This window comes from Nonomuraea sp. NPDC051298, assembly GCF_055586305.1.
The window spans coordinates 93,165-116,869 of sequence record NZ_JBVJIM010000025.1 but is presented as its reverse complement, the minus strand read 5'-3'; the positions used below and the strand labels follow the sequence as shown (position 1 = coordinate 116,869).

Here is a 23,705-nt window from a genome sequence, read left to right as displayed (position 1 = left end):
ACGAGTGCCTGAACTGGTACGTGCCTTACCTGCCGAGCCGGCCGAATCAGCCGAACTTGCCGGGCCGGCCGAACTCAGCTTCTCCGGGCCCCGTCGAGGGCCCGTCTACCGTGGTTGGAGCGCCGCTCGCGGCCAGCTCAGCGGCCAGCCGCTGGTAGATCGCCAAGGGGGTGCGGGAGCGCAGGATCATGCTCGCCGCCGGCCGGACGCCGGTGGCCGCGGCGATCCGGTTACGCAGCTCGATCGCGGTGAGCGAGTCGAAGCCCAGCTCCTTGAGGTCGTGCTCGGGCAGCACCGCGCCCTCGCCGTACCCGAGCGCGCCGGCGGCCTCGGCGCAGATCAGCTCCAGCAACCGCTCTCCTGCGACCGGGGACGCGCCGTCCGCCGCCTGCGTGGCCACGGGCCGGACCAGCTCGCGCAGGATCGGAGGGATGCCTGAGCCGCGTACGGCCTGCGCGTCCAGCCGCATCGGCACGGCGTCGGCGTCGTCCAGCTCCAGCGCCGCGTCGAACAGCTCCAGCGCCTCCGGGGTCGGCAGCGGCGCCATGCCCGAGCGCCGGATCCGCGCCAGGTCGGCCTCCCCGAGATGCCCGGTCATGCCGCTGCGCTCGGCCCACAGGCCCCACGCGATGGAGGTCGCGGGCAGCCCCAGCTCCCGCCGGTGCCGGGCCAGCTCGTCCAGGTAGGCGTTGGCCGCGGCGTAGTTGCCCTGACCGGGCTCGCCGAGCACGCCCGAGGCCGAGGAGAACAGCACGAACGCCGACAGGTCCATCGCCTGGGTCAGCTCGTGCAGATGGCGGGCGGCGACCGCCTTCGGCCGCAGCACCCGGTCGAGCCGTTCGGGCGTGAGCGAGGTGACGACGCCGTCGTCGAGCACCCCGGCCGCGTGCACCACGGCCGTCAGCGGGCGCGGCAGGCGGGACAGCAGCCGTTCGAGCGCCGCGCGGTCGGCGACGTCGCACGCCTCGGCCGTCACCCGCGCGCCGTGCCCGGCCAGCTCGGCGGCCAGCTCCTCGGTGGCCGGGGTCGGGCCGCGCCGTCCGGCGAGCACGACGTGCCGGACCCCGTGGCGGGACACCAGGTGCCTGGCCACGCGGGCGGCCAGCGTCCCGGTGCCGCCGGTGATCAGGACGGTCCCCTCCGGATCGATCGGGCGGGGGACGGTCAGCACGACCTTCCCGGTGTGCCGGCTGCGGCTCATCTCGCGGAACGCCGCGCGGGCCCGGCGGATGCCGCGCGCGGTCACCGGCAGCGTACGGAGCACGCCGCGCTCGAACAGCGGCATCAGCTCGGCGAAGATCTCGCGGATCCGGTCGGGAGGCACGTCCGGCAGGTTGAACGGCCGGTACGTGACCTCCGGATGCTCCGCCTCCACCGCCCGCGGATCGCGCAGATCGGTCTTGCCCATCTCCGCGAAGCGCCCGCCGGGCCCGAGGAGGCGGAGCGAGGCGTCGACGAACGTCCCGGCCAGCGAGTTGAGCACCACGTCCATGCCGGGGAAGGCGTCGGCGAAGTCGGTGGAGCGGGAGGAGGCGATGCGCGCGTCGTCGAGGCCCATCGTGCGCAGGAGATCCCATTTGCGCGGATGGGCGGTGCCGAAGACCTCGGCCCCCAGGTGCCGGCCGAGCTGTACGGCGGCCATGCCCACGCCGCCCGCCGCGGCGTGCACGAGCAGCCGCTCCCCCGGCCGCAGCCCCGTCACGTCCACCAGGCCCAGGTAGGCGGTGAGGAACACGACGGGGACCGAGGCGGCCTCGGCGAACGTCCAGCCGTCCGGGATCGGCACCAGCGTACGGGCGTCGGCCACGGCTTCGGGGCCGAAGGCGTCCTTGAGCAGCCCGAACACCCGGTCGCCCGGACGCGGCCCCGTCACGCCGGGTCCGGTCTCCAGCACCACACCGGCGCCTTCGAGCCCGAGGCCCTCCTCACCCGGCACCAGGCCGAGCGCCACGACGACGTCGCGGAAGTTCATCCCCGCCGCCCGAACGCCCACCCGTACCATCCCGGGGCCCAGCGGCCCGCGCTCGGCCGGGACGATCGTGAGGTTCTCGATGAGGCCCTTCTCGGTCAGGTCGAGCCGCCACGGCCCGTCCTTCGGCGGGTCGAGGGCGTCGTCGGCCGAGGGCCGGGACAGCCGGGGCACGCGGAACCGGGTGCCGTCGAAGAGCAGGTGCGGCTCGTCGCCCGCGGCGGCGCGGGCCAGGGCGGAGGCGGTGAACGGTTCGGCCGTCTCCAGGAGGGTGATGCGCCCGGGGTTCTCCGACTGGGCGGTTCGCATCAGGCCCGCCACGGGGGCGTGCGCCGGGCCGGGGCGGATGACGAGGACCAGGCGGACGTCCTCCAGGCCGTTGGTGGCCAGCCACGAACGCAGCACCGCCAGCGCCTCGCGGGCGGCCTCGTCCGGGTGCGAGGAGTAGATCGTGGTCACGGCGAACGACGGGGCGGGCGCGCCGGTGCCCGTGCCCGCGCCGGTGCCCGGTGAGAGGCCCGTCGCGGGGTCCGTCGCGTGGCCCGGTGCGTGGTCCGGTGCGAGGGTCGCCGCGAGGGCCGGTGGGTCCGGGTACCGGTCGCCGTGCGCGGACACCTCGCCGGTGGCCGCGGGATCGTCGGTGACGAGGCCCGCGACGTTGCCGATGACGGCGTAGCGGTACTCCGCGGGCGCCTCGGGCAGGTCCGCGGGCCGCCAGCGCACCTGGAACAGCGAGTCCCGGTCCCCGGCGGGCGCCGGGCGGAGCGTGAGCCCGGACACCGACAACACCGGCCGCCCGGTGGCGTCCGTCGCGGTGAGCGAGATCTCGCCGGTGCCCGGGACCGGGGCCATCCGCACGCGCAGCTCCGTGGCGGCGCGGGCGTGGATCCGGACGTCCCGCCAGGCGAAGGGCAGCACCACGCGGGACTCCCGCGCCAGCAGCCAGGCGTGCAGCGCCGCGTCGAGCAGCGCCGGGTGCACGGCGAACCCGTCCCCGGCCGCGCCGCCAGCCCCACCGGCCCCGCCGCCAGCCCCGCTGGCCGGGCCGCCGGACGCGCCGGTCGGGTCGCCGGACGCGCCGGTCGGGTCGCCGGTCAGCTCGGGCGGAAGCGCCACCTCGGCGAACACCTCGTCGCCGAGCCGGAGGGCACGCCGCAGCCCGCGGAAGGCAGGGCCGTAGCCGTGGCCGCGCGCCGCGAGGTCGGCGTACGCGCCGTCCAGGTCGATCTCGTTCGCTCCACGCGGCGGCCAGGCGAAGGAGGGGACGTCGTCCTCGGGTCCGGCGGGCCGCAGCGTGCCGGTGGCGTGCAGGGTCCAGGGGGTCTGGCCGGTGTCGTCCTCGGGCTGGGAGTGCACGCTGAGGCGGCGCCCGCCGTCCTCGGACGTGACCCGCAGCCGCAGCCCGCCCTCCTCGGGGAGCGTGATGGGGTGCTCCAGGGTCAGCTCGCCGACGCGGGCCAGGCCCGTCAGCTCCCCGACGTGTGCGGCGATCTCGAGGTACGCCGTCCCGGGCAGGATCGCCCGGCCCGAGACCGCGTGGTCCCGCAGCCAGCTCTCCTGCGAGACGCGTCCGGCGAGCAGCAGGCCACCGGTCCCCGGCAGCTCGGTCCTGGCGCCCAGGAAGGGGTGGCGGTTGGCCGACAGCCCGGCCTCGCGCAGGTCCGCCCCGGCCGTCGGCAGGTGCCAGAACCGGCGGCGCTGGAAGGGATACGTGGGGAGGTCGACCTCGGTGTGCCCGCTGCCGAGCAGCCCCTCCCACGCCACCTGCGCGCCGTGCGCGTACGCCTCGGCCAGGGCGGTCAGGAAACGCGTCCGTCCGCCGTCGTCGCGCTGGAGGGTGCCCATGGCGGCGGCCGTGGCCCCGCGCGACTCCAGGGTGTCGCTCACCCCGAGCGTGAGCACGGGATGCGGGCTGACCTCGATGAACAGGCCGTGCCCTGTCCCGGCGAGCGAGGCGATGCCGTCCTCGAAGAGCACGGGCGAGCGCAGGTTCTCGTACCAGTACGCGGCGTTCAGTTCGGTGCCCGACAGCAGCTCGCCGCGGGTCGTGGACCGGAACGGCACGGACGCCGCCCGCGGCTCGATGCCCGCCAGGTGGCTCAGCACCCGTTCGCGGATCGGCTCCATGAGGGGTGTGTGCGAGGCGTAGTCGACGTTGACCCGGCGCGCGTGCAGGCCGTCCGCCTCGGCGCGGGCCAGGAAGTCCGCCAGCTCCGCCGCCTCGCCCGCCACCACCACGGACGCCGGGCCGTTGATCGCGGCCAGGTGCAGGCCGGTGCCGCGCAGCCGGTCGCGTACCTCGTCGGCGGACAGGGCGACCGAGCCCATGCCGCCGGTGCCGCCCAGCTCCGCGATCACCTGGCTGCGCAGCGCCGCCACCGTGGCGGCGTCCTCCAGGGAGAGCGCCCCCGCGACGCAGGCCGCGGCGATCTCCCCCTGCGAGTGGCCGACCACGGCGTCGGGGCGTACGCCGCGCGACTCCCAGAGGGCGGCCAGCGACACCATCATCGCGAAGAGGGCGGGTTGGATGACGTCCACCCGGTCGAGCCCGGGGCTGCCGGGAGCGCCGCGCAGCACGTCCATCAGGGACCAGCCGGTGTGCGGGGCCAGGGCGTCGGCGCATTCGCGCAGGCGCTCGCCGAAGACGGGCTCGGCCGCGGCCAGCTCCACCCCCATGCCCGCCCACTGGGCCCCCTGGCCGGGGAAGACGAACACGGTACGGCCGGGGACGGCCCTGCCGCGGACGAGGTTCCCGGCGCGGCGGCCGTCCGCCAGCGCGGCGAGCCCGTCGCGGGCCGCGGCCGGGTCGGCGGGGTCGGCCAGCACCACGGCCCGGTGGGGGAAGCGCGCGCGGCTCGTGGCCAGCGCGCGGCCCAGCCCCGCCAGCCGCGGAGCCGCCTCGCGCAGCGCGTCGGAAGGGGTGTCGGGCGCAGTGCCGGGCGGGGGGTCGAGCGGGGCGTCGAGCAGGGTGCCCAGTTGTTCGGCCTGGGCGCGCAGCGCGGCCTCGTTCTTGGCCGACACGAGCAGCGGAACGAGACCGGGAGCCTCGTCGCCGGTCGCGCCCGTGCCGACGGCGCGGACGGAGGAGAGCCGACCGGTCGGGTCGGGTGTCCGGTCGGGCGGGGTCTGGCTGGTCGAGTTCGTGGCGGCGGGAGCCTGTTCGAGGATGACGTGGGCGTTGGTGCCGCTGATGCCGAAGGAGGAGACGCCGCAGCGGCGCGACCGCCCGTCCTGGGGCCAGGGCCGCTCCTCGCCCAGCGGCACGACCGTGCCCGACGACCAGTCCACGTGCGGCGACGGCTCGTCGAGGTGCAACATCCTGGGCAGCGCGCCCTGACGCATCGCCTCCACCATCTTGATCACGCCGGCCACCCCGGCGGCGGCCTGCGTGTGCCCGAGGTTGGACTTGAGCGAGCCCAGCCAGAGCGGCCGCTCCGGGTGGCGTCCCCGGCCGTACGCCTCGATGAGCGCACCGGCCTCGATCGGGTCGCCGAGCGTGGTGCCGGTGCCGTGCGCCTCCACGGCGTCCACGTCCTGCGGCCGCAGCCCGGCGTCGGCCAGCGCCTCCTGGATGACGCGCACCTGGGCGCGCATGCTCGGGGCGGTCAGCCCGTTGCTGGCGCCGTCCTGGTTGATCGCGCTGCCGCGCAGGACGGCGAGGACCGGATGGCCCGCGGCCACGGCGTCCTCCAGGCGGGCGAGCACCAGCATGCCCGCCCCCTCGGCCCAGGCGGTGCCGTCGGCCGCGGCGGCGAACGGCTTGCACCGCCCGTCGGGCGCGAGCCCGCGCTGCCTGCTGAACTCCACGAACATGCCCGGCGTCGACATGACGGTCACCCCGCCGGCCAGCGCGAGATCGCACTCGCCGCTGCGCAGCGACCGCGCCGCCAGGTGGATCGCCACCAGCGACGACGAGCACGCGGTGTCGACGGTGAGCGCGGGGCCTGTCAGCCCGAGGCAGTACGCGATGCGCCCGGAGGCGACGCTGACCGTGCTGCCGGTGAACGCGTAGCCGCCGGTCGGCCCGGCGTCCTGGAGGCGCGGGGCGTACTCCTGGGCGGTGGCGCCGACGAACACGCCCACGCGCCGCTCCGCCGCCCGCGCAGGGTCGAGACGGGCCCGTTCGAGCGCCTCCCAGGACACCTCCAGCAGCAGCCGCTGCTGCGGGTCCATGGCCTCGGCCTCCTTGGGGTTGATGCCGAAGAAGTCGGCGTCGAAGCCGGCCACGTCGTCGAGGAAGCCGCCGTGGCGGGAGTAGGAGGTGCCGGGGCGTTCTGAGTCGGCGGCGTAGACGCGGGCGAGGTCCCAGCCGCGGTCGGAGGGGAACGGGGAGATCGCGTCGCGGGCTTCGGCGACGAGCCGCCACAGGTCCTGCGGGGAGGCGGCGCCTCCGGGATAGCGGCAGCCCATGCCGATGATCGCCAGGGGCGCGTCCGCGTGCGCCGTGGCCCGGGGCGTGTGCTCCTGGAGCGGGGCCTCGGTCAGGTGCGCGGCGAGGGCGGCCGGGGTGGGGTGGTCGAACACGAGCGTGGCCGGGAGGTCGCGGTCGAGCGCCTGGGAGAGCGCGGTGCTCAGCTCGACGGCCGTGACCGAGGTGATGCCCAGGTCCTTGAACGTACGCCCCGCGTCGACGGCGTCGGCGCCGGAGTGGCCGAGCACGGCGGCGGTGTGCGCGCGTACCAGGTGCAGGGGGTCGGCGGGAGCGGCGGCGGACGTTTCCTGCGCGGGCGCGTCGGGGCCGGTCAGCCAGTGGCGGCGGCGCTGGAACCGGTACGTCGGCAGGTCCACCACCCGCCGCCCGGCGCCGAACACGGCGGCCCAGTCGGCGTCCACGCCGCGCACCCACAGGCCCGCCAGCGCCCGCATGACCGAGTGCTCCTCGTCCCCCCGGCGCAGGGAGGCCACGAAGGCCGCCGCGGAGTCGGTGAGGCAGGCGCGGCCCATCGTGCTGAGCTGCGCGCCGGGGCCCAGCTCGCAGAACGTACGCACCCCGGCCGCGTGCAGGGCGGCCACCGCGTCGCCGTACCGGACGGGCAGGCGGGCCTGACGCGCCCAGTAGCCGGGCTCGCCCAGCTCGGCGGCGGTGAGGAGGCGGCCGGTGACCGTGGAGACGATCCGGATCCCGTCGAGGTCGCCGAAGCCCAGCTCGCCGGCCGTGGCCGCGAGGCGTTCCATGATGGGGTCGATGTGCGGGGAGTGGAAGGCCCGGCCGGTGTCGAGCCTCCTGGTACGCCTGCCCATGGCCGCGAGCCGCTCGGCCACCCGTGTCACCTCGGCCTCGGCGCCGGAGATCACGGTCGAGCGGGGGCCGTTGACGGCGGCGATCGCGACCCGGTCGTCCCCGTCGAGGAGGGGCAGCACGTCGGACTCCGCGGCCTGGACCGAGACCATGACGCCGCTGTCGTCCATCTCGGACATCAGCGTTCCCCTGGCCGCGACCAGCCTGCACGCGTCGGCCAGCGGCAGCGCGCCGGCCACGTGCACGGCGGCGATCTCCCCGATGGAGTGGCCGGCCACCCAGTCGGGGCGCACGCCCCAGCTCTCGAACAGCCGGTAGAGCCCGACGCCGACGGCGAACAGGCCGGCCTGGGTGTAGCGGGTGTCCCGCAGCGCCGTGCCGGAGCGCAGCGCCTCGGTCAGCGGGCGCGGCAGCAGGGGGTCCAGCTCGGCCGTGACCAGGTCGAACGCCTCCGCGTACGCGGGGAACGCCGCGTACAGGGCGGCGCCCATGTCGGCGTACTGGCTGCCCTGGCCGGGGAAGAGGAAGGCCAGGCCGCCTTCGGCGGGCGTACCGGTCACCACGTTCTGGGCGGGTTCGCCCTGGGTGAGGGCCGCCAGGCCGGTGGCGTGGCCGCCGACCACGGCCGCCCTGTGGGGGAAGGCGGTTCGCGTGGTGGCCAGCGAGAAGCCCACGTCGCCCGGGTCGGCGTCCGCCACGGGGACGAGCGCCGCGGCCTGGGCCCGCAGTGCCGCGTCGGAGCGCCCCGAGAGCAGCCAGGGCACGCCCGCGGGCGCGCTCCCCGCGACGGTTTCCGGCCCGGCGGGGGCCTGGGAGAGCACGACGTGGCAGTTCGTGCCCCCGAGACCGAAGGAGGAGACGCCCGCCACCCGCGGCCCGCCGTCCCACGGCTCCGGCTCGACGGGTACGCGCAGCCGCAGCTCGTCCAGGGGGATGCGGGGGTTGGGCGAGGCGAAGTTGAGGCTGGGCGGGATCACGCCCTCGTGGATGCTGAGCGCCGCCTTGAGCAGCCCGGCGATGCCCGCCCCGCCCTCCAGGTGGCCGATGTTGGTCTTGACCGAGCCGACCGGCAGCGGGGCGCCCGCCGCGCGGGCCGCGCCCAGGACCGCGCCGAGCGCGGCGGCCTCGACCGGGTCGCCGACGGGTGTGCCCGTGCCGTGCAGCTCGATGTAGCCGACCTCGGCCGGGTTCACCCACGCCCGCCGGTACGCCTCGCGCAGCACCTCCTCCTGGGCCTGCCGGCTGGGCACGGTCAGCGCGTCCGCCGGGCCGTCGTTGTTCACCGCGCTGCCCCGGATGACGCAGTAGACGCGGTCGCCGTCGGCCTGCGCGGCGGGCAGCGGCTTGAGCACGAGAGCGGCCCCGCCCTCGCCCCGTACGTAGCCGTTGGCGCGGGCGTCGAAGGTGAAGCAGCGGCCGTCCGGCGACAGGGCGCCCGACCGGCGGGCGCTCAGGCTGCCGGCCTCGGTCAGGATCAGGTTGACGCCGCCGGCCAGCACCAGGTCGGCCTCCCCGGCACGCAGCTTGGCGCACGCCTCGTGCACGGCGACCAGCGAGGAGCACTGGCCCGCGTCCACGGTGAGGCTCGGGCCGCGCAGGCCCAGCACATGGGAGACCCGGTTGGCGATCATGGCGCGTTGCAGGCCGGTGAGGGTGTGCGGGCCGATCTCGGCGGCCTGCCCGTACGTCATGGCCAGGTAGTCGTCGGAGGCCGCCCCCATGACGATCCCGGTCCTGCTGCCCCGCAGCCGCGCGGGCACGACCCGGGCGTCCTCCAGGGCCTCCCAGCACAGCTCCAGCACGAGCCGCTGCTGCGGGTCCATCGCGGCCACCTCGCGTGGCGCGATTCCGAAGAAGTCCGCGTCGAACTCCTCCACCCGCTCCAGGTACCCGCCCGGCCCGAGCGGGCCCTCCCTCCCGGGCGGCGGAGTGTCACGCACGGCGCTCGCACCCTCGTGGAGCAGCCGCCAGTACGCGCGGGGGTCCGCGGCCCCGGGCAGCCGGCAGGAGATGCCGATGATCGCGATGGGTGTCTCGGATGACCTCATGAGCCTTCCTCGGGCTGTCGGCCCAGCATCGCGGCGAGGGCCTCGCCGACGGTGGTCTCGGGGGAGGAACCGGACGAGGGCGACCGCCAGCACACGAACCCGTCCGGCCGCACCAGCACCGCCCCCGATGGGGTGATGCCGTACACGTCGTACGGGGAGCGGTCCTCGCCGTCCGTGGGCAGCAGGTCGTGGCCGAACCGGTGCACGCGCAGCGGCACCCCGAGGGCCCCCGCGGCCTCGCCGGCGGCGGCGTACCAGTCGGCGGCGTCCTCTCCGGCCAGCAGGACCGGCTGGGCGCCGAACAGGTCGAGCACGGAGCTGACGGCGCCGTCGCGGCGCACCCAAAGGTGCGGCGCCCGCGTCCCTGGGCGGCCGGTCAGCTCGCGCGGGTGCACGAAGACCGGCTCCCCGCCGGGGGCGGCCGACGGCTCCTCCTGGACGATCGACGGCGAGCGGTAGGCGTAGCCGAACGTGACCGAGATCGTGTCCGCGACCTTCGCCGCCTGCTCGGGGGTGGCGAACCCGGCGCGGGCGGCCAGGCGGAGCCCCGCCTGCTCGATCGTGGCGACGCCGACGGGGCGGCGCTCGGCGTCGTAGGTGTCCAGCAGGCTGGGGGAGGCGTAGCCGGACAGCACCGCCTTGAGCTTCCAGGCCAGGTTGTGCACGTCCTGGATGCCGGTGCCCGCGCCGTACCCGCCGATGGGCGGGATCACGTGGGCGGCGTCGCCGGCCAGGAACACCCGGCCGGCCGCGTACGTCTCGGCGGCCAGCGAGCCCATCTCCCACGGGGACACGTCACGCAGCTCGACGTCGAGGTCCGGCACGCCGACCGCGGCCCTGACCAGGTGGACGCAGCGCTCGGGGGTGTAGTCCTCGGCCTGTTCGCCCTTCTCCGGGTGGAAGGTGATGATCAGGGTGCCCTGCCGCAGCGTGTCGTCGTGGCCGAGCACGCCGTCGACCTCGGCGTTCTCCACCTGGCAGACCGCGAAGCGGCGCTCGCCCAGCGCCTGCCGCAGGTCGGCGCGGAACAGGATGCTGATCTGGTGGCGCAGCACGCCCCGGCCGTGGCGGGCGATGCCGAGCGACTCGCGCAGGCGGCCGCGGGCGCCGTCGGCGGCGATCACGTACTGGGCCCTGATGGTCTGCTTGACGCCGTCCTTCACGACGGTGGCGACGACCCCGTCGCCCTCCTGGGCGAGGTCGCTCAGTTCGGTGCCGAAGCGCAGGTCGCCGCCCAGTTCCTCGGCGCGGGCGCGGATGATCGGGTCCACGCGGTCCTGCGGCAGCGAGATGATCCGGGGGATGGGGCTGACGCCGCCGACCTCCTCCGGCTCGGGGATGCGGGAGACGTGGATCTCCTTGCCCGCCAGCGACTCGACCTTGCCGTTGGCGTTGTGCCCGACGAAGCCCAGGCTCTCGTGCAGCACCCGGTCCGCTGCGCCCACCTGGCGGAACAGCTCCAGCGTGCGCGGGTACCAGCCCCACGCCCGGGGGTGGATGGACGTGGTCGGGTGCCGCTCGACCAGGACGGACCGTACGCCCAGCCACGAAAGGAACAGCGACGCCGACAGTCCGACGGAGCCCCCTCCGACGATCAGGACGGGTGTGGTTTCCTCACGCACGCTCGCTCCTCAACCGGCCTTGCGGCCTTCGACCAGGGTGTCTGAATCGGTGAGTGGCGTGGCCGCGCTCTCCGCGAACCCCGCCTCGGCCAGCCACGACCGCGCCTGCCCGGGGGTGTAACCGGTGCCCCCGGGGGTGATCAGCCTCATGTTGATGCTGAGCAGCAGGCGGTCAGGGTCGCGGCGCTCGTCGTCGATCATCGAGTCGTAGATCAGCACTCGCCCGCCGGGAGGGAGCGCCTCGTGGACGCGGCGCAGCAGCTTCACGCACTGCTCGGCGTTCCAGTCGTGCAGGACGTGCCCGAGGACCATCACCTCGGCCTCCGGCAGCGGGTCGGTGAAGAAGTCGAGGGCGTGGAATCGGACCTTGCCCGTCAGGCCCAGCCGGTCCATGTGCCGGCCGAAGGCGTCCTCGACCGCGGGCAGGTCGGCCACGCCCGCCTGGAGGTGGGGGTGGACCCGGACGACGGCCGCGGCCACGTTGCCGCGCGCTCCGCCCAGGTCCACGAACGAGCCGCGGGCGGCCCAGTCGTGGGCCAGGGCCAGCGCGGGGCCGATCTCGGCGCTGGCCGCGTCCATCATGGCCATGAACCGCTCGACGGAGGCCGGGTACTCGTAGAACTTCTTGAAGTCCCGGCTCTGGACGGCCCGGTGGCCGCCGTCCCTGAGCTGCCCGGTCAGCTCGGCCCACACGGGGAAGTGCGAGTTGAGCAGCCGCATCAGGCCGTCGAGCGAGTCGGGGCCCTCGGCGAAGAACCGGGCGGTGGCCGGCGCGTTGGCGTAGACGTCCCCCTCGCGCTCGAGGTATCCCAGGCCGACCAGCGCGTCCAGGAAGTCGCCGCCGGTCCTGGGGTGGATCCCGCAGTCACGCATGACGTCCGCGCCGGCCGCGGGGCCGCGTCCCAGCCGCTTGAACAGGCCGAGTTCGACGGCGCTGAGCAGGACCTTCGCGGCCCAGTACGCGCGCGCCGCCGCGACGACGGAAGCCCGGTCCGGGGGATCGGCCGTCCGGGGGCCCGTGATCTCGTCCACGTCGTCCTCCTGTGAGCGGTTCCGAGGGCAAGGGTGACCGGCCGTTCTAGAGGGAGGGTCGACCGTGACTGGGGCGGGGCCTTCCACGCGTGCTCGACCGGAGTTCGAGGTGGCGGGCGGACGATGGCCGGGTAACGGAGTCGTGTCACAGGGTCACGTCACGAGATCGTGACATGGCCGCCACGAGGGAGGAGAGTCATGGGGGTTGCCCAGGCTGGGCCGCGCGAAGTGGCGCGCCGCCTCTCGGAATATGACGCGTCCCTTAATCGAGGGTATGAGCGTGACTTATCCCCGAGTATGATCGCGACTCCGCGCTGTACATGTAGGCTGTCTACTGTTGAGGCGTCTCCGGCTCACCTGGAAGGGGCATTCTTGATGAGCGACAACCAGGCCAAAGGATCTGTCGCACCCACGGTGAGGCTGGTCATCCTCATCGTCGTGGGGATCGTCATCGGCAACGTGGTGGTCACCCTGTTGATGAACCGGGACACCGGTCTCGGCTTCGACGAGCTGCTCGCCTTCGGCGGTGGCGCGTTGCTGGGCGTGCTGCTCGAGTTCGGGATCTTCCGGCGGGCCGGGCGCTGAGACATGGACGCGCTCACCTTAGCCAGGCTCGAGTTCGGGCTGACGACGAGCATGCACTTCCTGTTCGTCGCCCTGACGCTCGGCATGGCGCCGCTCATCGCCTTCCTGCAGACCGCCTGGGTCGTGCGCAAGAATCCCCTGTTCGAACGGCTGACGAAGTTCTGGGGACAGATCTACATCGTCAACTACGGCCTGGGCATCATCTCGGGCCTGTTGCTGGAGTTCCAGTTCAGTCTCAACTGGAGCGGCCTGACGCACTTCGCCGGTGAGCTGTTCGGCGCTCCCATGGCGATGGAGACCCTGTACGCGTTCTTCATCGAGTCGACGTTCCTCGGGTTGTGGATCTTCGGCTGGGGCCGGCTGCCGAAGGTGCTGCACCTGCTGACGTTCTACGTCGTCACGATCGCGGCGATCGGCTCGGCCTATCTGATCGTGGTCGCCAACGGCTTCCTGCAGAACCCGGTGGGCTTCGTCCAGGAGGGCGAGGTCCTGCGGGTCGTCGACATCGCCGCCGTGTTCAGCAACCCGGCCGCCCTGCTCGCCGTCGGCCACATCCTGCCCGCCTCCTTCATGGTCGCCGGGTTCTTCATGGCCGGCGTCAGCGCGTGGCACTTCCGCCGCGGCACCGGCGAGGTGCCCTTCTTCCGCTTCTCGATGCGGCTCGGGCTCGTGGTCGGCTACGTCGCCACGTTCTTCACGATCGGGTTCGGCGACGCCTCGGTGCTGTGGGTGGTGAACAACCAGCCCACGAAGCTGGGCGGCGGCGCCGGCGCCGATCAGGTCGTGGCGCAGATGGTCGCCGAACACGGGCCGGGCGACTACCTGGCGCCCACCTGGGTCCCCCTCGCGCTCAGCCTGATGCTGGCGGTCGCCTACGTCTACGTGGTCGGCGCGCTCATCCCGATCGTGATGCTCGGCAAGGGCCGGATCGAACGGCGGCGCTTCCTGCTCGGGATAGGCGTCTGGACGATCCCGGTGCCCTTCGTGACCGTCATCCTCGGCTGGACGGTGAGGGAGATCGGCCGCCAGCCCTGGATCATCTACGACGTCCTGCCCACCAGTGAGGCCGTCTCGAACGTGAGCGCCGGGAGCATCCTGGCCTCGCTGGTGATCTTCACGACTCTCTACGTCGCCCTGGTGATCATCGGTTACGTGCTGATCGCCAAGATTGCCAAGAGAGGCCCCGAGTCGCTCGTGCTCGGGAGCGTCCTGGGCGAGTCCGACGAGCCCACCGCCCAACTAGCCGGGGAGCGCTGATGGAGATCGTCTGGCTGGTCATCGTCGGCCTGCTGCTGGCCGGCTGGTCCGGGCTCGACGGCTTCAGCCTCGGCGCGGGCATGTTCCTGTCGAGGCTGAAGGGCGACGCCCCGGCCAGGCGCCGGGTGGTCGCCGCCGTCGGGCCGTTCTTCCTGGCCAACGAGGTCTGGCTGATCGCCTTCGCCGGGGTGCTGGCGGTGACGTTCCCGGAGGCCAAGGCCGGGCTGTTCATCTCGCTGTACCCGGTGCTCGTGCTGATGATCGCCGCGTGGCTGGTGCGCGACGCGGGCATGTGGTTCCGCGCGCGCCGGCCCGAGGCCAGGTGGCAGGCGCGGTGGGAGACGACCCAGGCCGTGGCGAGCGTGGTGTTCGCGGCGGCGACCGGGCTCTTCCTCGGCAGCGCCGTCCAGGCTCCCGGTGACGGTCTGCTGTGGCTGCTCAACCCGTACGCGCTGCTGTGCGGGCTCGCGGTGACGGCGCTGTTCGCCCTGCACGGCACGGCGTTCCTCGCGCTGCGTACCACGGGGGAGCTGCGTGAGCGGGCCAGGCACACGGCCGGGCGGCTGGCGCCCGTCGTGGTCGTGCTCCTGCTGGCCCTGATCGGCACGGCGCCGCTCGTGACGGCGACCGGGGTCACGCCCTTCGCGTTCGTCCTCGGGCTGGTCGGCCCGGTCGCCGCCGCGGTGGCCTGGCTGGGCGTCCGGAGGGGCGGCGACGGGCTGACGTTCGCCGCCACCGCCGTCGCGGCCGTCTTCCTGCCGCTGACCGTCGGCGCGCTGATGGCCGAGCGGTTGCTGGACGGGGTGGCGGGGGAGGCCGCGATCGACCAGCTCACGCTGCTGGCGATGCCGATCCTGCCGTTCCTGCTCGTCGCCCAGGCGGTGCTGTGGTGGGTCAACCGGCACCGGCTGAACGAGCGCTCGGTGACGTTCTTCTGACCCATGTCTCCATCCCTCTCCTGACCGGCGTGCCGCTCCTGGGCGGCACGCCGGCGCGAGTGCCGCGCTCGGGCCTCGGGAACGACCCCAGGACCTCCCTCGACTCGCAGCTCGACGGCGTTTGACCCGTTCTGAACAGGTGCGAAGCCGCCACGCAGAATTCGATTCGGCATGAGACTTCCTGTTCGGCTGTGTGGGTTTTGCGCGAGGGTATTGAGGGGTAATGGAGGAGTGGTCGAGGCCCGCTCGAATGCACATGCGCCCTTCGAGGCATACGTCCCCCTTTATGGGCACCAACCTTGCCCGGCAATGAGGCTGCGCCTACGCTAATTCCTGACATATTAAGATCGTGCCGGTCGCCAGGGGGCGTCATGTTACGATTCAAGGTTCTTGGTCCACTCGAGGTATACCGCGACGACTGTGTCAGGACACCGAGCGCGCCGAAATTGCGCCGAGTTTTAGGTCTGCTGCTTCTTCGGGCCGACAGTGTCGTGGATATGCAGTCGGTCATTGCCGAACTGTGGGGTGACCGGCCGCCGATGAGCGCCGTCACGACCACGCAGACCTACATCTACCAGCTCCGCAAGGAGCTCAACCGCGACACCCAGCGCTTGATCACGAAACCACCCGGCTACCTGCTCAGACTCGACGGGGACGAGCTCGACGCGCGGTCGTGCGAGAAGCTGATCGACAAGGGTAACCGATTGCTGGAGGAGGGGCGCCCGAGCGAGGCGTCCGACGTGCTGAGCGAGGCGCTGGCCCTGTGGAAGGGGCCGCCGCTGGCCAACACACCGTGCGGGGTGCTGCTCCAGGCGCACGCCGTACACCTCGAAGAGCTGCGGATACGCGCGCTGGCCACCCGGATCGAGGCCGACATGCGGCTCGGCCGGGCCCGTACGCTCATCGCCGAGCTGCGTTCGCTGGTCGTTCTCCACCCGCTCAACGAGTGGTTCCACGCCCGCCTCATCGAGGCGCTATACCGCGCGGGTCGCCGCGGGGAGGCGCTGCGGGCGTACCAGGACATGCGGATGACTCTGCGTGACGAACTCGGGCTCGAACCCGCCGCTCCGCTGCAGCGTCTGCAGCGTTCCATTCTCGACGGCGCCGAGCCGGCGCTCGACCACGACACGGAGCGTAACGGGCTCGTGTCTCCAGTGGGGTCACTGGGGCTGAAGTAAGAGCAGAAGCCCAAGTGAATTCAACGTCCTCGGAAATCGATTTTCCTGGATCGGATGTGTAGTTATTGCCTAGACACGCCCCGTGAGGCGACATAGCATCTCTGTGAAACTGAGCGCAATTTTGTCAAGCCTGTTTGACGACGAATGTGCAAAGAACCTGGCAGATCTTCGGGGGAGGGACTGGCCTTGTCCGGTGATCACTTAGGTCTCATGCGTGACCGGCGCGCCCGCGTCGGTCGGGAAGGCACACCTGTGCTCACCGTCAGTCCCCGTCCCGTCAACCCAGCCGACACCGAAGAGGGCGACCGCGTCGCGCCCATCTACCGCCCACCGCCCGCGCCTGTCGCGACAAGCATCGTCCTGAAGCTCGCCGGGGCCATGAAAGCCCAGGTCGGCGCCCACATCTTCCAGTTCGCCCGCCACCGCCGCGAACGGGGCCACCGACCGGTCACTCCCAGTCGTCCTCATGGCAACACCTCTCCGGTCGCTCATGCCGTCCGCTCGCCCTAGGCGTACGGTCGTTCCCGACGGCCATCCGCGCGACAGGTGCCGCGCCGGCCGTCCGGTGGTCCCGCACCTCGCCCCGGCCCGTTCTCCGGTCCCGTGAACGGTCTGCCGGCGTCTCCGGCGTACGCGGTCTTCCCGTCGTGCGTCCTGGATGACTTATATTCCCGAAGCTTTGCCTGGAAAAGCCCGCGATCAACAGGTGCTGAGAATTATCCGGTCGGTCCCGTACGGCATTCTTCACCGGATGTGATTAAGCCTGCTCGACGCGGTCATAGGTCTGGCGAGGAAATCTGAATGAAGCAGAAGGTAAACGACGACACGGTCCTGGTTCTAGGTGGAGATCAGCGCACCCGGGAGGCGATTGCGGAAATCATTGCATTTGAGAACGAGTTCTCGACGACGGTTCAGGCACTGCGCCAGGCCGCGCCCGCGCACTCCACGGTCATCATCGTCGGCGTGGGCGCACTCGCCGACGAGGTCCCCGACCAACCGGACGAAGACCCGCTGCAGAGCGCGCTCTCACCCCGCGAACGCGAGGTGCTGTCGCTGGTGGCGGAGGCGCTGAGCAACGCGCAGGTCGCCAACCGCATGGGAATCACCGAGGGAACGGTCAAGCGCCACCTGCGCAACATCTTCGGCAAGCTGGGAGCCGTTTCACGCATGGACGCCGTGATCAAAGGGGGTGTGGTGACCAACCGGCCCGCGTCGCCGGGAGCCACGGGAACCGCCGGAGCCTGAACGGCAGGCCACCGGCGCGACCACCGGCGGCCTGCACGTGTGCACGTCACTGCGATGGCCCGCCCGCGGACGGAGCCGCGCTGGGAGACGGCTCGGCCTTCTCGCCCACCGCGCGTCCCGACACCAGCCGCCGCACCAGAGCGACCACGCCGACGATCAGACCGACGAGCGTGATCAACCCCCACAGGATGCCCTGAGGGCCGCCACCCTGATCGGACAGGACGACGAATGCGGGCGTGAGCAGCAGCGCCGCGCCCGCGGCTGTACCCTGCACGGGGTCGAACCTGGCCGCCGCCGAGCGCCGGCGCAGCGCCTCGTAGCCGAACAGCGCCGCCGGGACGAGCAGCACCGCCGCGGCCACGCCCGGCAGGTCCTCCCCGAACGAGGCGACCGACGGAAGATAGGCCAGCAGCGGCACCAGCCAGTAGGCGGCGAACACCAGCGCCGAGATCGTCGCGGACACCACGGTCGCGACCGCGGACGCGGCCCCGGGAGACCGCTCACGGTAGGCCCGCTCCAGCAGGTCGACCGTGTTGAAGGGACTGTAGGTGGGATACCTGCGCCGCCACAGCACCGCCGGGATGGCGGCCGCCTCGACGCCCCCGTAGCCGCTGGCCGCGTTGACGATGAGCGAGGTCGACAGGTAACCGGCTATGCCGTTGAAGAACGCCGAGCCGCCCGGGTCGGTGGCGTACGCCATCACCGGCAGGAGCAGCAGCGCGCTGGTGACCCACGGGCTGACCCGGGCGATGAACCGGTCCGCCAGCAGCCGCCAGAACGCCGCGTACGCCGCGACCAGCAGCAGGAAGAACACCACCACCAGACCGATGTACCCGAGGGTGGCCCCGGTCAGGCGGTGGGCGAGGAGCCCAAGCCCGGCCAGGCCGGCCAGCAGTCGGAAGATCCGGCCCGCCGGACCCGTGTCACGGCCGATGATGAACAGGGGGAAGCTCTCCGTCGCCGTCACCGCACGCCTCCGTCATAGGGGGTTGTTGGGCGTGGAGCTGCCTGTCTTGTAGGGAGACTCCACGTTGTCGTACATGAGGTGCATCATCTGCCCGGCCACCGCGTGCAGGAAGTTGTGGCAGTGGTCCATCCAGGCGCCGGGGTTGTCGGCGCGGAAGCCGACCTCCCAGACCTCGCCCTGCTGGACGTCCACGACGTCGCGCCGGAGCGGGCTGCCCGTCACCGGCCGCCCGTTCCTGGTGAGCAGTTGCACGTGGTGGCCGTGCAGGTGCATGGGGTGGTCCAGGCGGCTGCGGTTGAAGAATCGCAGTTTGATCAGCTCGCCCTCGCGCACCACCGGGGTGGGCACGTCGGGGAAGACCTTGCCGTTGATCGTCCACAGGAACGTGAACGAGCCGTTGTAGAAGCCGGGCCGGTTGTCGAAGACGAAGTCGAAGGTCCGGTCGAAGCGGCTCGTGTGGTCGAACTCCGTCGCGGCGGGCTTGCCGTACGTGGTGAGGTCGAACTCGGGCAGGTTGCGCCCCGGGGTGACCTCGCCGGTGCCGTCGGGGCTGATCAGCAGGCCGGCGTCCATCGCCTCCGACTCGGTGATCCGCAGCGGGCCGTCGGGCATCGTGAACTCGATGTCGTAGCGGCCGCCCGCGCCGAGCATCAGGCGTACGCCGGACAACGGGGTGGGGCCGTTGATCGGATTGCCGTCCACGGCCGTAATCATGAACGAGGTTCCGTCGATCGTGAAGAACCTCGGCGTGGGCGCCGAGACGACCAGGCGCAGCCGCACCTTGCGACCTGCCGGGATGGCCCAGCGGTCGAGCCGGTCGGCGATCCCGAACGCGCGGTGGTCGCGGCCCTGCGACTGCCACGTGTGCAGCAGCACCGTACGGTCCACGATGTCCTCGTCGCCGAGCCCGGCGGCGGGTTCGATGATCATCGAACCGAACAGGCCGCGGCGCACCTGCTCCGAAGACGCCTGGTGGGAGTGGTACCAGTGGGTGCCGACGTCTCCCATGGGCACGCGGAAGCGGTAGGTGTAGGTCCCGCCGGGTTTCACCGCGTCCTGGGTGACGCCGGGGACGCCGTCGGCCGCGTTCGGCACGTCCACGCCGTGCCAGTGCACGGTCACCTCGGCCGACGGCAGCCGGTTCACGAGCGTGACCTCGATCAGCTCGCCCTCGCGCACCCGCAGCTCCGGTCCGGGCACCTGCCCGTTGAACGCCCACGCGTCGACGAGCGCCCCGGAGGCGAGCCGGACGGTCATCTCGCCGGCCTCCAGCCGGAACCGGCGGTCCGGCGGGCCGGTGTCCGGCTCGGTCAGCTCGGTGACGCTCGCCGCGTCCTCGGCGCGCTCCGCGGATCCCGGCGCGTCCCCGAAGAACGGCGACTGCGCGGAACCGTGGGCGGCCGAATGCTCGGGACCGTGCATGGCCATGACCGAGGGGTGCTCGCTGGTGCGGGCCGACAACGCCCCGCAGCCGCCGACGAGCGCCACGACCAGCGTTCCGGTGAGGAGGCGGCGCAGCGCGCGTACCCGCAGGCGGGGGCGGTCGGGGACGGTGTCGCGGACGCGCCGCGCGAGCCGCGTCCACAACACCGCCGAGCCCAGGACGAACACGGCGTAGGCGATCAGCGCGTCACCCGTGAACGGCGGGGTGATCGGCCAGGGGAAGGCCAGCATGAACCCGACGGCCGCACCCAGCGCGGTCGTCTGCACGGGCCAGGCGAGCCTGGGGTCGGCGGCGGCCCGGCGCGGCCCGTCGGGCACGCTGCCCGGGACCGTCGCCTCCTCCGGCAATACCTGCTGAGAGTCCGCTGGGTCGTCCGCGGCGGCTGGTGTGGCGGGGGCGTCCGCCCCGTCCGTACGCGAGCGCAGCCGCCACAGGCGCGGCACCGTCCACCAGGCCACCGCCACGAGCGGGAGCAGCACGACCGGACCGGCCACCAGCACCCGGTCCGCGCCGAACTCCCAGCCGTAGCCGAGGAGCCGGACACTGGTGACCACGCGGGCCGCGACCAGCAGGGTGGCGAGGGCGAGCACCGCGAGGAGGACCCACGCGCCCACCCGCAGCCGCCGCCCCGGCGCGCGGTACGCCAGGCGGTAGGCGGCGTGGGCGGCCCACCACCACGGCAGCAGGACCGCGAGCGACAGCACGACGTCGATGTTGAGCAGTTCCTCGAAGTAGTCGGCCCGGTACATGTGCCGTCCTTACGCGTTTTCGCCGGGGTAGTTCTCGGGCGTGAGCTGCGCGATCGATCTCATGATCGAGTTCGCGAAGTGCTGCCTGAACCCCTCGGGCGTCTTGGTGTCACGCTGCTGGGCGAGGTAGGGGGCGAGCTTCTCCTCCAGGTCGTGCACGCCCGACTGGGTCGCCATGTGCTTGCCGACCTCGATGATGGAGCCCTCGTAGTGGATGACCCGGACCATGAACTCGTCCTTGATGAAGACGGCGCTGCCGAGCAGTTCGCCGACCTTCTCACCGGCCTCGTTGCGGATGACCGGGGTGCTCACGCGCCGGAAACCGGCGAAGATCTTCTCGATCTCGTCCTCGTTGCCGGGCTTTACCCTGTAGGTGATTGCTGCGTACGGCATGATCCTCCTTCGAGATTCACCAGGAACGCCGGGTCGAGCGGATGCCCTTCGGCGTGGATTCGGTCGAATGCGGCGGCGACCGCCTCGCGGTCCTTGGCGTCGTCGCCCGAGCGGGCGGGCAGCAGCCCGGTCACGGCGCTGCGCCTGGCGAGCACCGCCGGATGGCGGCGGGCCAGCGCGCACAGTCCCTGTCCCGGGCCGGCCTCCACCAGCAGGAAGTCGCCGTCGTCGAGCAGCCGGTCGAGCGCGGTCATGAACAGCACGGGCTGCGCCGGTTGGGCCGCCCAGAACTCGGGGTCCAGGACGTCGTCCTCCCCCAGCGGGCCGGGGCGGTAGGCGGAGTAGAGCGGCAGGGCGGGCGGGCACAGCCGCGCCGCGTGCCAGGCCGGCACCGAGGCGGCGGCCTGCTCCGCGAGCGCGGGGCTGTGGAACGCCTGCAGCGCACGTGTCGGGCGGCAGGTGAAACCGTCGGCGACCAGGCGCTTCCTGACCTCGTCGAGCGGTTCGGCCGGGCCGGCGAGCAGGGTCTGCCTGGGCGCGTTGACCGCGCCGACGACGACGTGCCCGCTCAGGTACGGTTCGAGGTCGCCGGGGGAGCCGGCCACCGCCAGCATGCCGCCCGGCGGGCTGTCCTTGATCTGGTCCACCCGGTCGCGCATGAGGCGCAGGCCCTCTTCGAAGTCGAAGACACCGGCCAGCGTGGCGGCGGCCATCTCGCCCACGCTGTGGCCGAGCAGCGCGGCCGGGCGTACGCCCCAGTCGATGACGGTCCTGCCCAGGGCACAGTTGATCGCGTACAGCAGCGGCTGGGCCCGGGTGACGTCGTCGAACAGCGCGCTGGGCCGTTCGCCCAGCCACTCGGCGCGGAGCTGCTCGCCGTCGCGGCCGAGCAGGGAGAAGGCCGTGTCCATGGTGTCGGTGAAGACCGGCACGTGCCCGTAGAGCCCGGCGGCCATCCTGGCGGACTGCGCGCCCTGGCCGGGGAAGAGCAGCGCGACCGGCCGGGCGGACGGGGTGGCGGGCGTGGGCGGGGCCGGGACGCCGGCGGTTTCTGCGGTGGTTTCGGCGGCAGGTTCGGTGGTGGCCGCTGAACGTGGCAGCATGAAGACCAACCTCAGGGTGATCAGACAGAGGACGACGTAGAGCAGGACCGTGATGGCGAGCGCCTCGACGTACGCCTCCCGCCCGGCCACGGCCGGGTCGCCGAGCAGCACGTAGAAGACCGCGCCCGCCACGGCCACCCCGACGGCCGAGCCGACCTGCCGGAACGTGGTGAACATGCCGGCCGCGCTGCCCGCCTCGGTGACCGGCACCGCGCTCATGACCAGGTCGAGCACCGGGGTGGTGACGAGACTGGTGCCGACGCCCGTGGCCAGCAGCGCCAGCGCCAGCGGCACCTGCGAGCCGCCCCCTGTGTAGGCGGCGGGCACGACGTAGACGAAGGCGGCCGTGCCCAGCGTCATCAGCACGGCGCCGCCGACCAGTGCCTTGCGCCCTGAACTGCGGACCAGGGGCGTGGCCAGCATCGCGCCGAGCGCCGTGCCGATCGCCCACGGGGTGATGGTCAGGCCGATGCTCGGCCCGTCGAGGCGCAGGCCGTCCTGCAGGAGGATGACGAAGAGCAGGAAGAACGCGTTGATGATGGCCGCGACCAGCACGGAGACGATCAGGCCCGCGGTGAAGACCCGCACCCTGAACAGCCCGAGCGACACCAGGGGCTGCCCGCCGGCCCGTTCGACGCGCCGCTCGTGCCGGACGAAGAGCGCCAGCGGGACCGCCGCGAACGGCAGCAGCGCCCACTCCCACGACATGCCCGTCGTGAGCGGGTAGATGAGCAGCAGCACGGTCGCCGCCGCGAGCAGCGTCCCGACCAGGTCGATCTGCGGCTTCACCGTGCGTTCGCCGGGGCCGGGCAGGCACAGGGCGCCGACGACGACCGCGATCAGGGCGATGGGCACGTTGATGAGGAAGACGATCCGCCAGCCGAGCGCGGTCCCGGACAGGAAGCCGCCGGCCAGCGGCCCGCACGCGCCCGCCAGGCACGCCACCACCGCATAGAGGGCGAACGACTTCCCCCGGCTCGCGGCCGGCACGAGATACCGGATGGCGGCCAGCACCTGCGGGGTCATGAGGGCCGCCGACATGCCCTGCGCCCCCCTGGCGGCGAGCAACGACGGGACGTCCCAGGCCAGCGCCGCCAGCAGGGACGCGGCGGCGAAGCCGCTGACCCCGGTGAGGAACACCCGGCGGATCCCCCACAGGTCCCCCAGCCGGCCGCCGGTCACCACCAGCAGGGCGAAGGGCAGCGTGTAGGCGAGGATGACCATCTGGGTGGCCGTGTGCGAGGCGTCCAGGTCGTGCCGGATCGCGGGCGCGATCACGTAGATGACGCTGACCTCGAAGAACCCCAGGAAGGCGACCGGCAGCATGGCCGCCATCACCAGGCGGCTCCTCATGACGCCACCAGGGCGGCGCCGGCGGCGTTGACGGCCAGCGCGGCGACGGCCAGCGCGGTCCTGAGCAGGTGCCAGTTCTGCCACAGGGGGCGGGGGTCGTCCCAGTCGGGGGTGAGCGCCGCCGGGTCCATCGCGTGGATGCGCTTGTTGATCGGGACGTTCGCCAGGTGGGAGACGCCCTGCGTGCCGAGCATCAGGACGAACGCCGCGACGAACAGATAGCGGGCCGGGGCGGGCGCCAGGAAGACCAGGACGAGGTCGGCGAACATGCCGCCGTTCACCGTCAGCGGCATGATCGGGTGATACCCCTTGCCCAGTCGCCGGTGCATGTCGATGTAGCGGTCGGCGGGCAGCGCGCGCAGTGCGGGCAGCACGCTGACGGCGATCGCGAGGAAGACGCCGGCGACGATGCCGCTGCCGACGATCGCGACGACCTCCAAGAGCGCGGTGAACATGCGCCGGTCACCTCTTCGCCTTGTCCGAGTTTCGCCAGAGGACCAGCCGCCAGGGTGCCGCCCGCGCTTCGAGGGAGGGTGGGGCCGTGCTGGAACGCGGGTCTCCAGCGGTGCTGGACCGGGACGCG

General features: G+C 72.8%; 13 protein-coding genes. 5 read left to right on the top strand and 8 right to left on the bottom strand.

Features of this window, described 5'->3' with window-relative positions; translation table 11 throughout:
• Positions 1 to 46 precede the first annotated feature (46 nt).
• Genes ACZ6S0_RS43360 through ACZ6S0_RS43350 form a run of 3 tightly spaced genes read right to left on the bottom strand, consistent with a single transcriptional unit; the run spans position 47 to position 11,910 of the window.
• Complete coding sequence (locus ACZ6S0_RS43360) at positions 47 to 9,256, bottom strand: type I polyketide synthase (protein WP_465925173.1); 9,210 nt, start codon at positions 9,254 to 9,256, stop codon at positions 47 to 49.
• Positions 9,253 to 10,878, bottom strand: a complete 1,626-nt coding sequence (locus ACZ6S0_RS43355; RefSeq protein WP_465925172.1) for an FAD-dependent monooxygenase — start codon at positions 10,876 to 10,878, stop codon at positions 9,253 to 9,255. Before ACZ6S0_RS43355 ends, ACZ6S0_RS43360 begins: the two co-directional genes overlap by 4 nt.
• A 9-nt stretch (positions 10,879 to 10,887) precedes the next feature.
• The gene (locus ACZ6S0_RS43350) at positions 10,888 to 11,910 is read right to left on the bottom strand and encodes a methyltransferase (RefSeq protein WP_465925171.1); all 1,023 of its coding nucleotides are present in this window, start codon (positions 11,908 to 11,910) and stop codon (positions 10,888 to 10,890) included.
• Between the two features lie 375 nt (positions 11,911 to 12,285).
• Between ACZ6S0_RS43350 and ACZ6S0_RS43345 the strand changes: the two genes are divergently transcribed.
• The 5 genes from ACZ6S0_RS43345 to ACZ6S0_RS43325 all read left to right on the top strand — a co-directional run bounded on the left by ACZ6S0_RS43345 (position 12,286) and on the right by ACZ6S0_RS43325 (position 17,113).
• Positions 12,286 to 12,495: a hypothetical protein gene (locus ACZ6S0_RS43345; RefSeq protein ID WP_465925170.1), complete on the top strand. Its 210-nt coding sequence runs from the start codon at positions 12,286 to 12,288 to the stop codon at positions 12,493 to 12,495.
• A gap of 3 nt (positions 12,496 to 12,498) precedes the next feature.
• Positions 12,499 to 13,752 carry a cytochrome ubiquinol oxidase subunit I gene (locus ACZ6S0_RS43340; protein WP_465925169.1) on the top strand — a complete coding sequence of 418 codons (1,254 nt, stop codon included), beginning with the start codon at positions 12,499 to 12,501 and terminating at the stop codon, positions 13,750 to 13,752.
• On the top strand, positions 13,752 to 14,690 hold the full coding sequence (locus ACZ6S0_RS43335; protein ID WP_465925168.1) for a cytochrome d ubiquinol oxidase subunit II: 939 nt from the start codon (positions 13,752 to 13,754) through the stop codon (positions 14,688 to 14,690). Before ACZ6S0_RS43340 ends, ACZ6S0_RS43335 begins: the two co-directional genes overlap by 1 nt.
• A 371-nt stretch (positions 14,691 to 15,061) precedes the next feature.
• A complete protein-coding gene (locus ACZ6S0_RS43330) occupies positions 15,062 to 15,868 on the top strand; it encodes an AfsR/SARP family transcriptional regulator (RefSeq protein ID WP_465925167.1) in 807 nt (268 codons plus the stop codon).
• An 801-nt stretch (positions 15,869 to 16,669) separates the two neighbouring features.
• On the top strand, positions 16,670 to 17,113 hold the full coding sequence (locus ACZ6S0_RS43325; RefSeq protein WP_465925166.1) for a response regulator transcription factor: 444 nt from the start codon (positions 16,670 to 16,672) through the stop codon (positions 17,111 to 17,113).
• A 46-nt stretch (positions 17,114 to 17,159) separates the two neighbouring features.
• On the opposite strand, the gene ACZ6S0_RS43320 is transcribed toward ACZ6S0_RS43325, so the two are convergent.
• The 5 genes from ACZ6S0_RS43320 to ACZ6S0_RS43300 are packed head-to-tail and all read right to left on the bottom strand — an operon-like array spanning position 17,160 to position 23,577.
• Positions 17,160 to 18,080 (bottom strand): DUF6410 domain-containing protein, encoded by a 921-nt coding sequence (locus ACZ6S0_RS43320; protein WP_465925165.1) that lies wholly within the window; start codon positions 18,078 to 18,080, stop codon positions 17,160 to 17,162.
• 12 nt (positions 18,081 to 18,092) lie between these two features.
• Complete coding sequence (locus tag ACZ6S0_RS43315; protein WP_465925164.1) at positions 18,093 to 20,273, bottom strand: multicopper oxidase family protein; 2,181 nt, start codon at positions 20,271 to 20,273, stop codon at positions 18,093 to 18,095.
• 9 nt (positions 20,274 to 20,282) lie between these two features.
• Positions 20,283 to 20,666: a SchA/CurD-like domain-containing protein gene (locus ACZ6S0_RS43310; protein WP_344890902.1), complete on the bottom strand. Its 384-nt coding sequence runs from the start codon at positions 20,664 to 20,666 to the stop codon at positions 20,283 to 20,285.
• Positions 20,636 to 23,122: an MFS transporter gene (locus tag ACZ6S0_RS43305; RefSeq protein WP_465925163.1), complete on the bottom strand. Its 2,487-nt coding sequence runs from the start codon at positions 23,120 to 23,122 to the stop codon at positions 20,636 to 20,638. The genes ACZ6S0_RS43310 and ACZ6S0_RS43305 overlap by 31 nt, the downstream gene beginning before the upstream one ends.
• Positions 23,119 to 23,577, bottom strand: a complete 459-nt coding sequence (locus ACZ6S0_RS43300; RefSeq protein ID WP_465925162.1) for an anthrone oxygenase family protein — start codon at positions 23,575 to 23,577, stop codon at positions 23,119 to 23,121. The genes ACZ6S0_RS43305 and ACZ6S0_RS43300 overlap by 4 nt, the downstream gene beginning before the upstream one ends.
• Positions 23,578 to 23,705 lie beyond the last annotated feature (128 nt).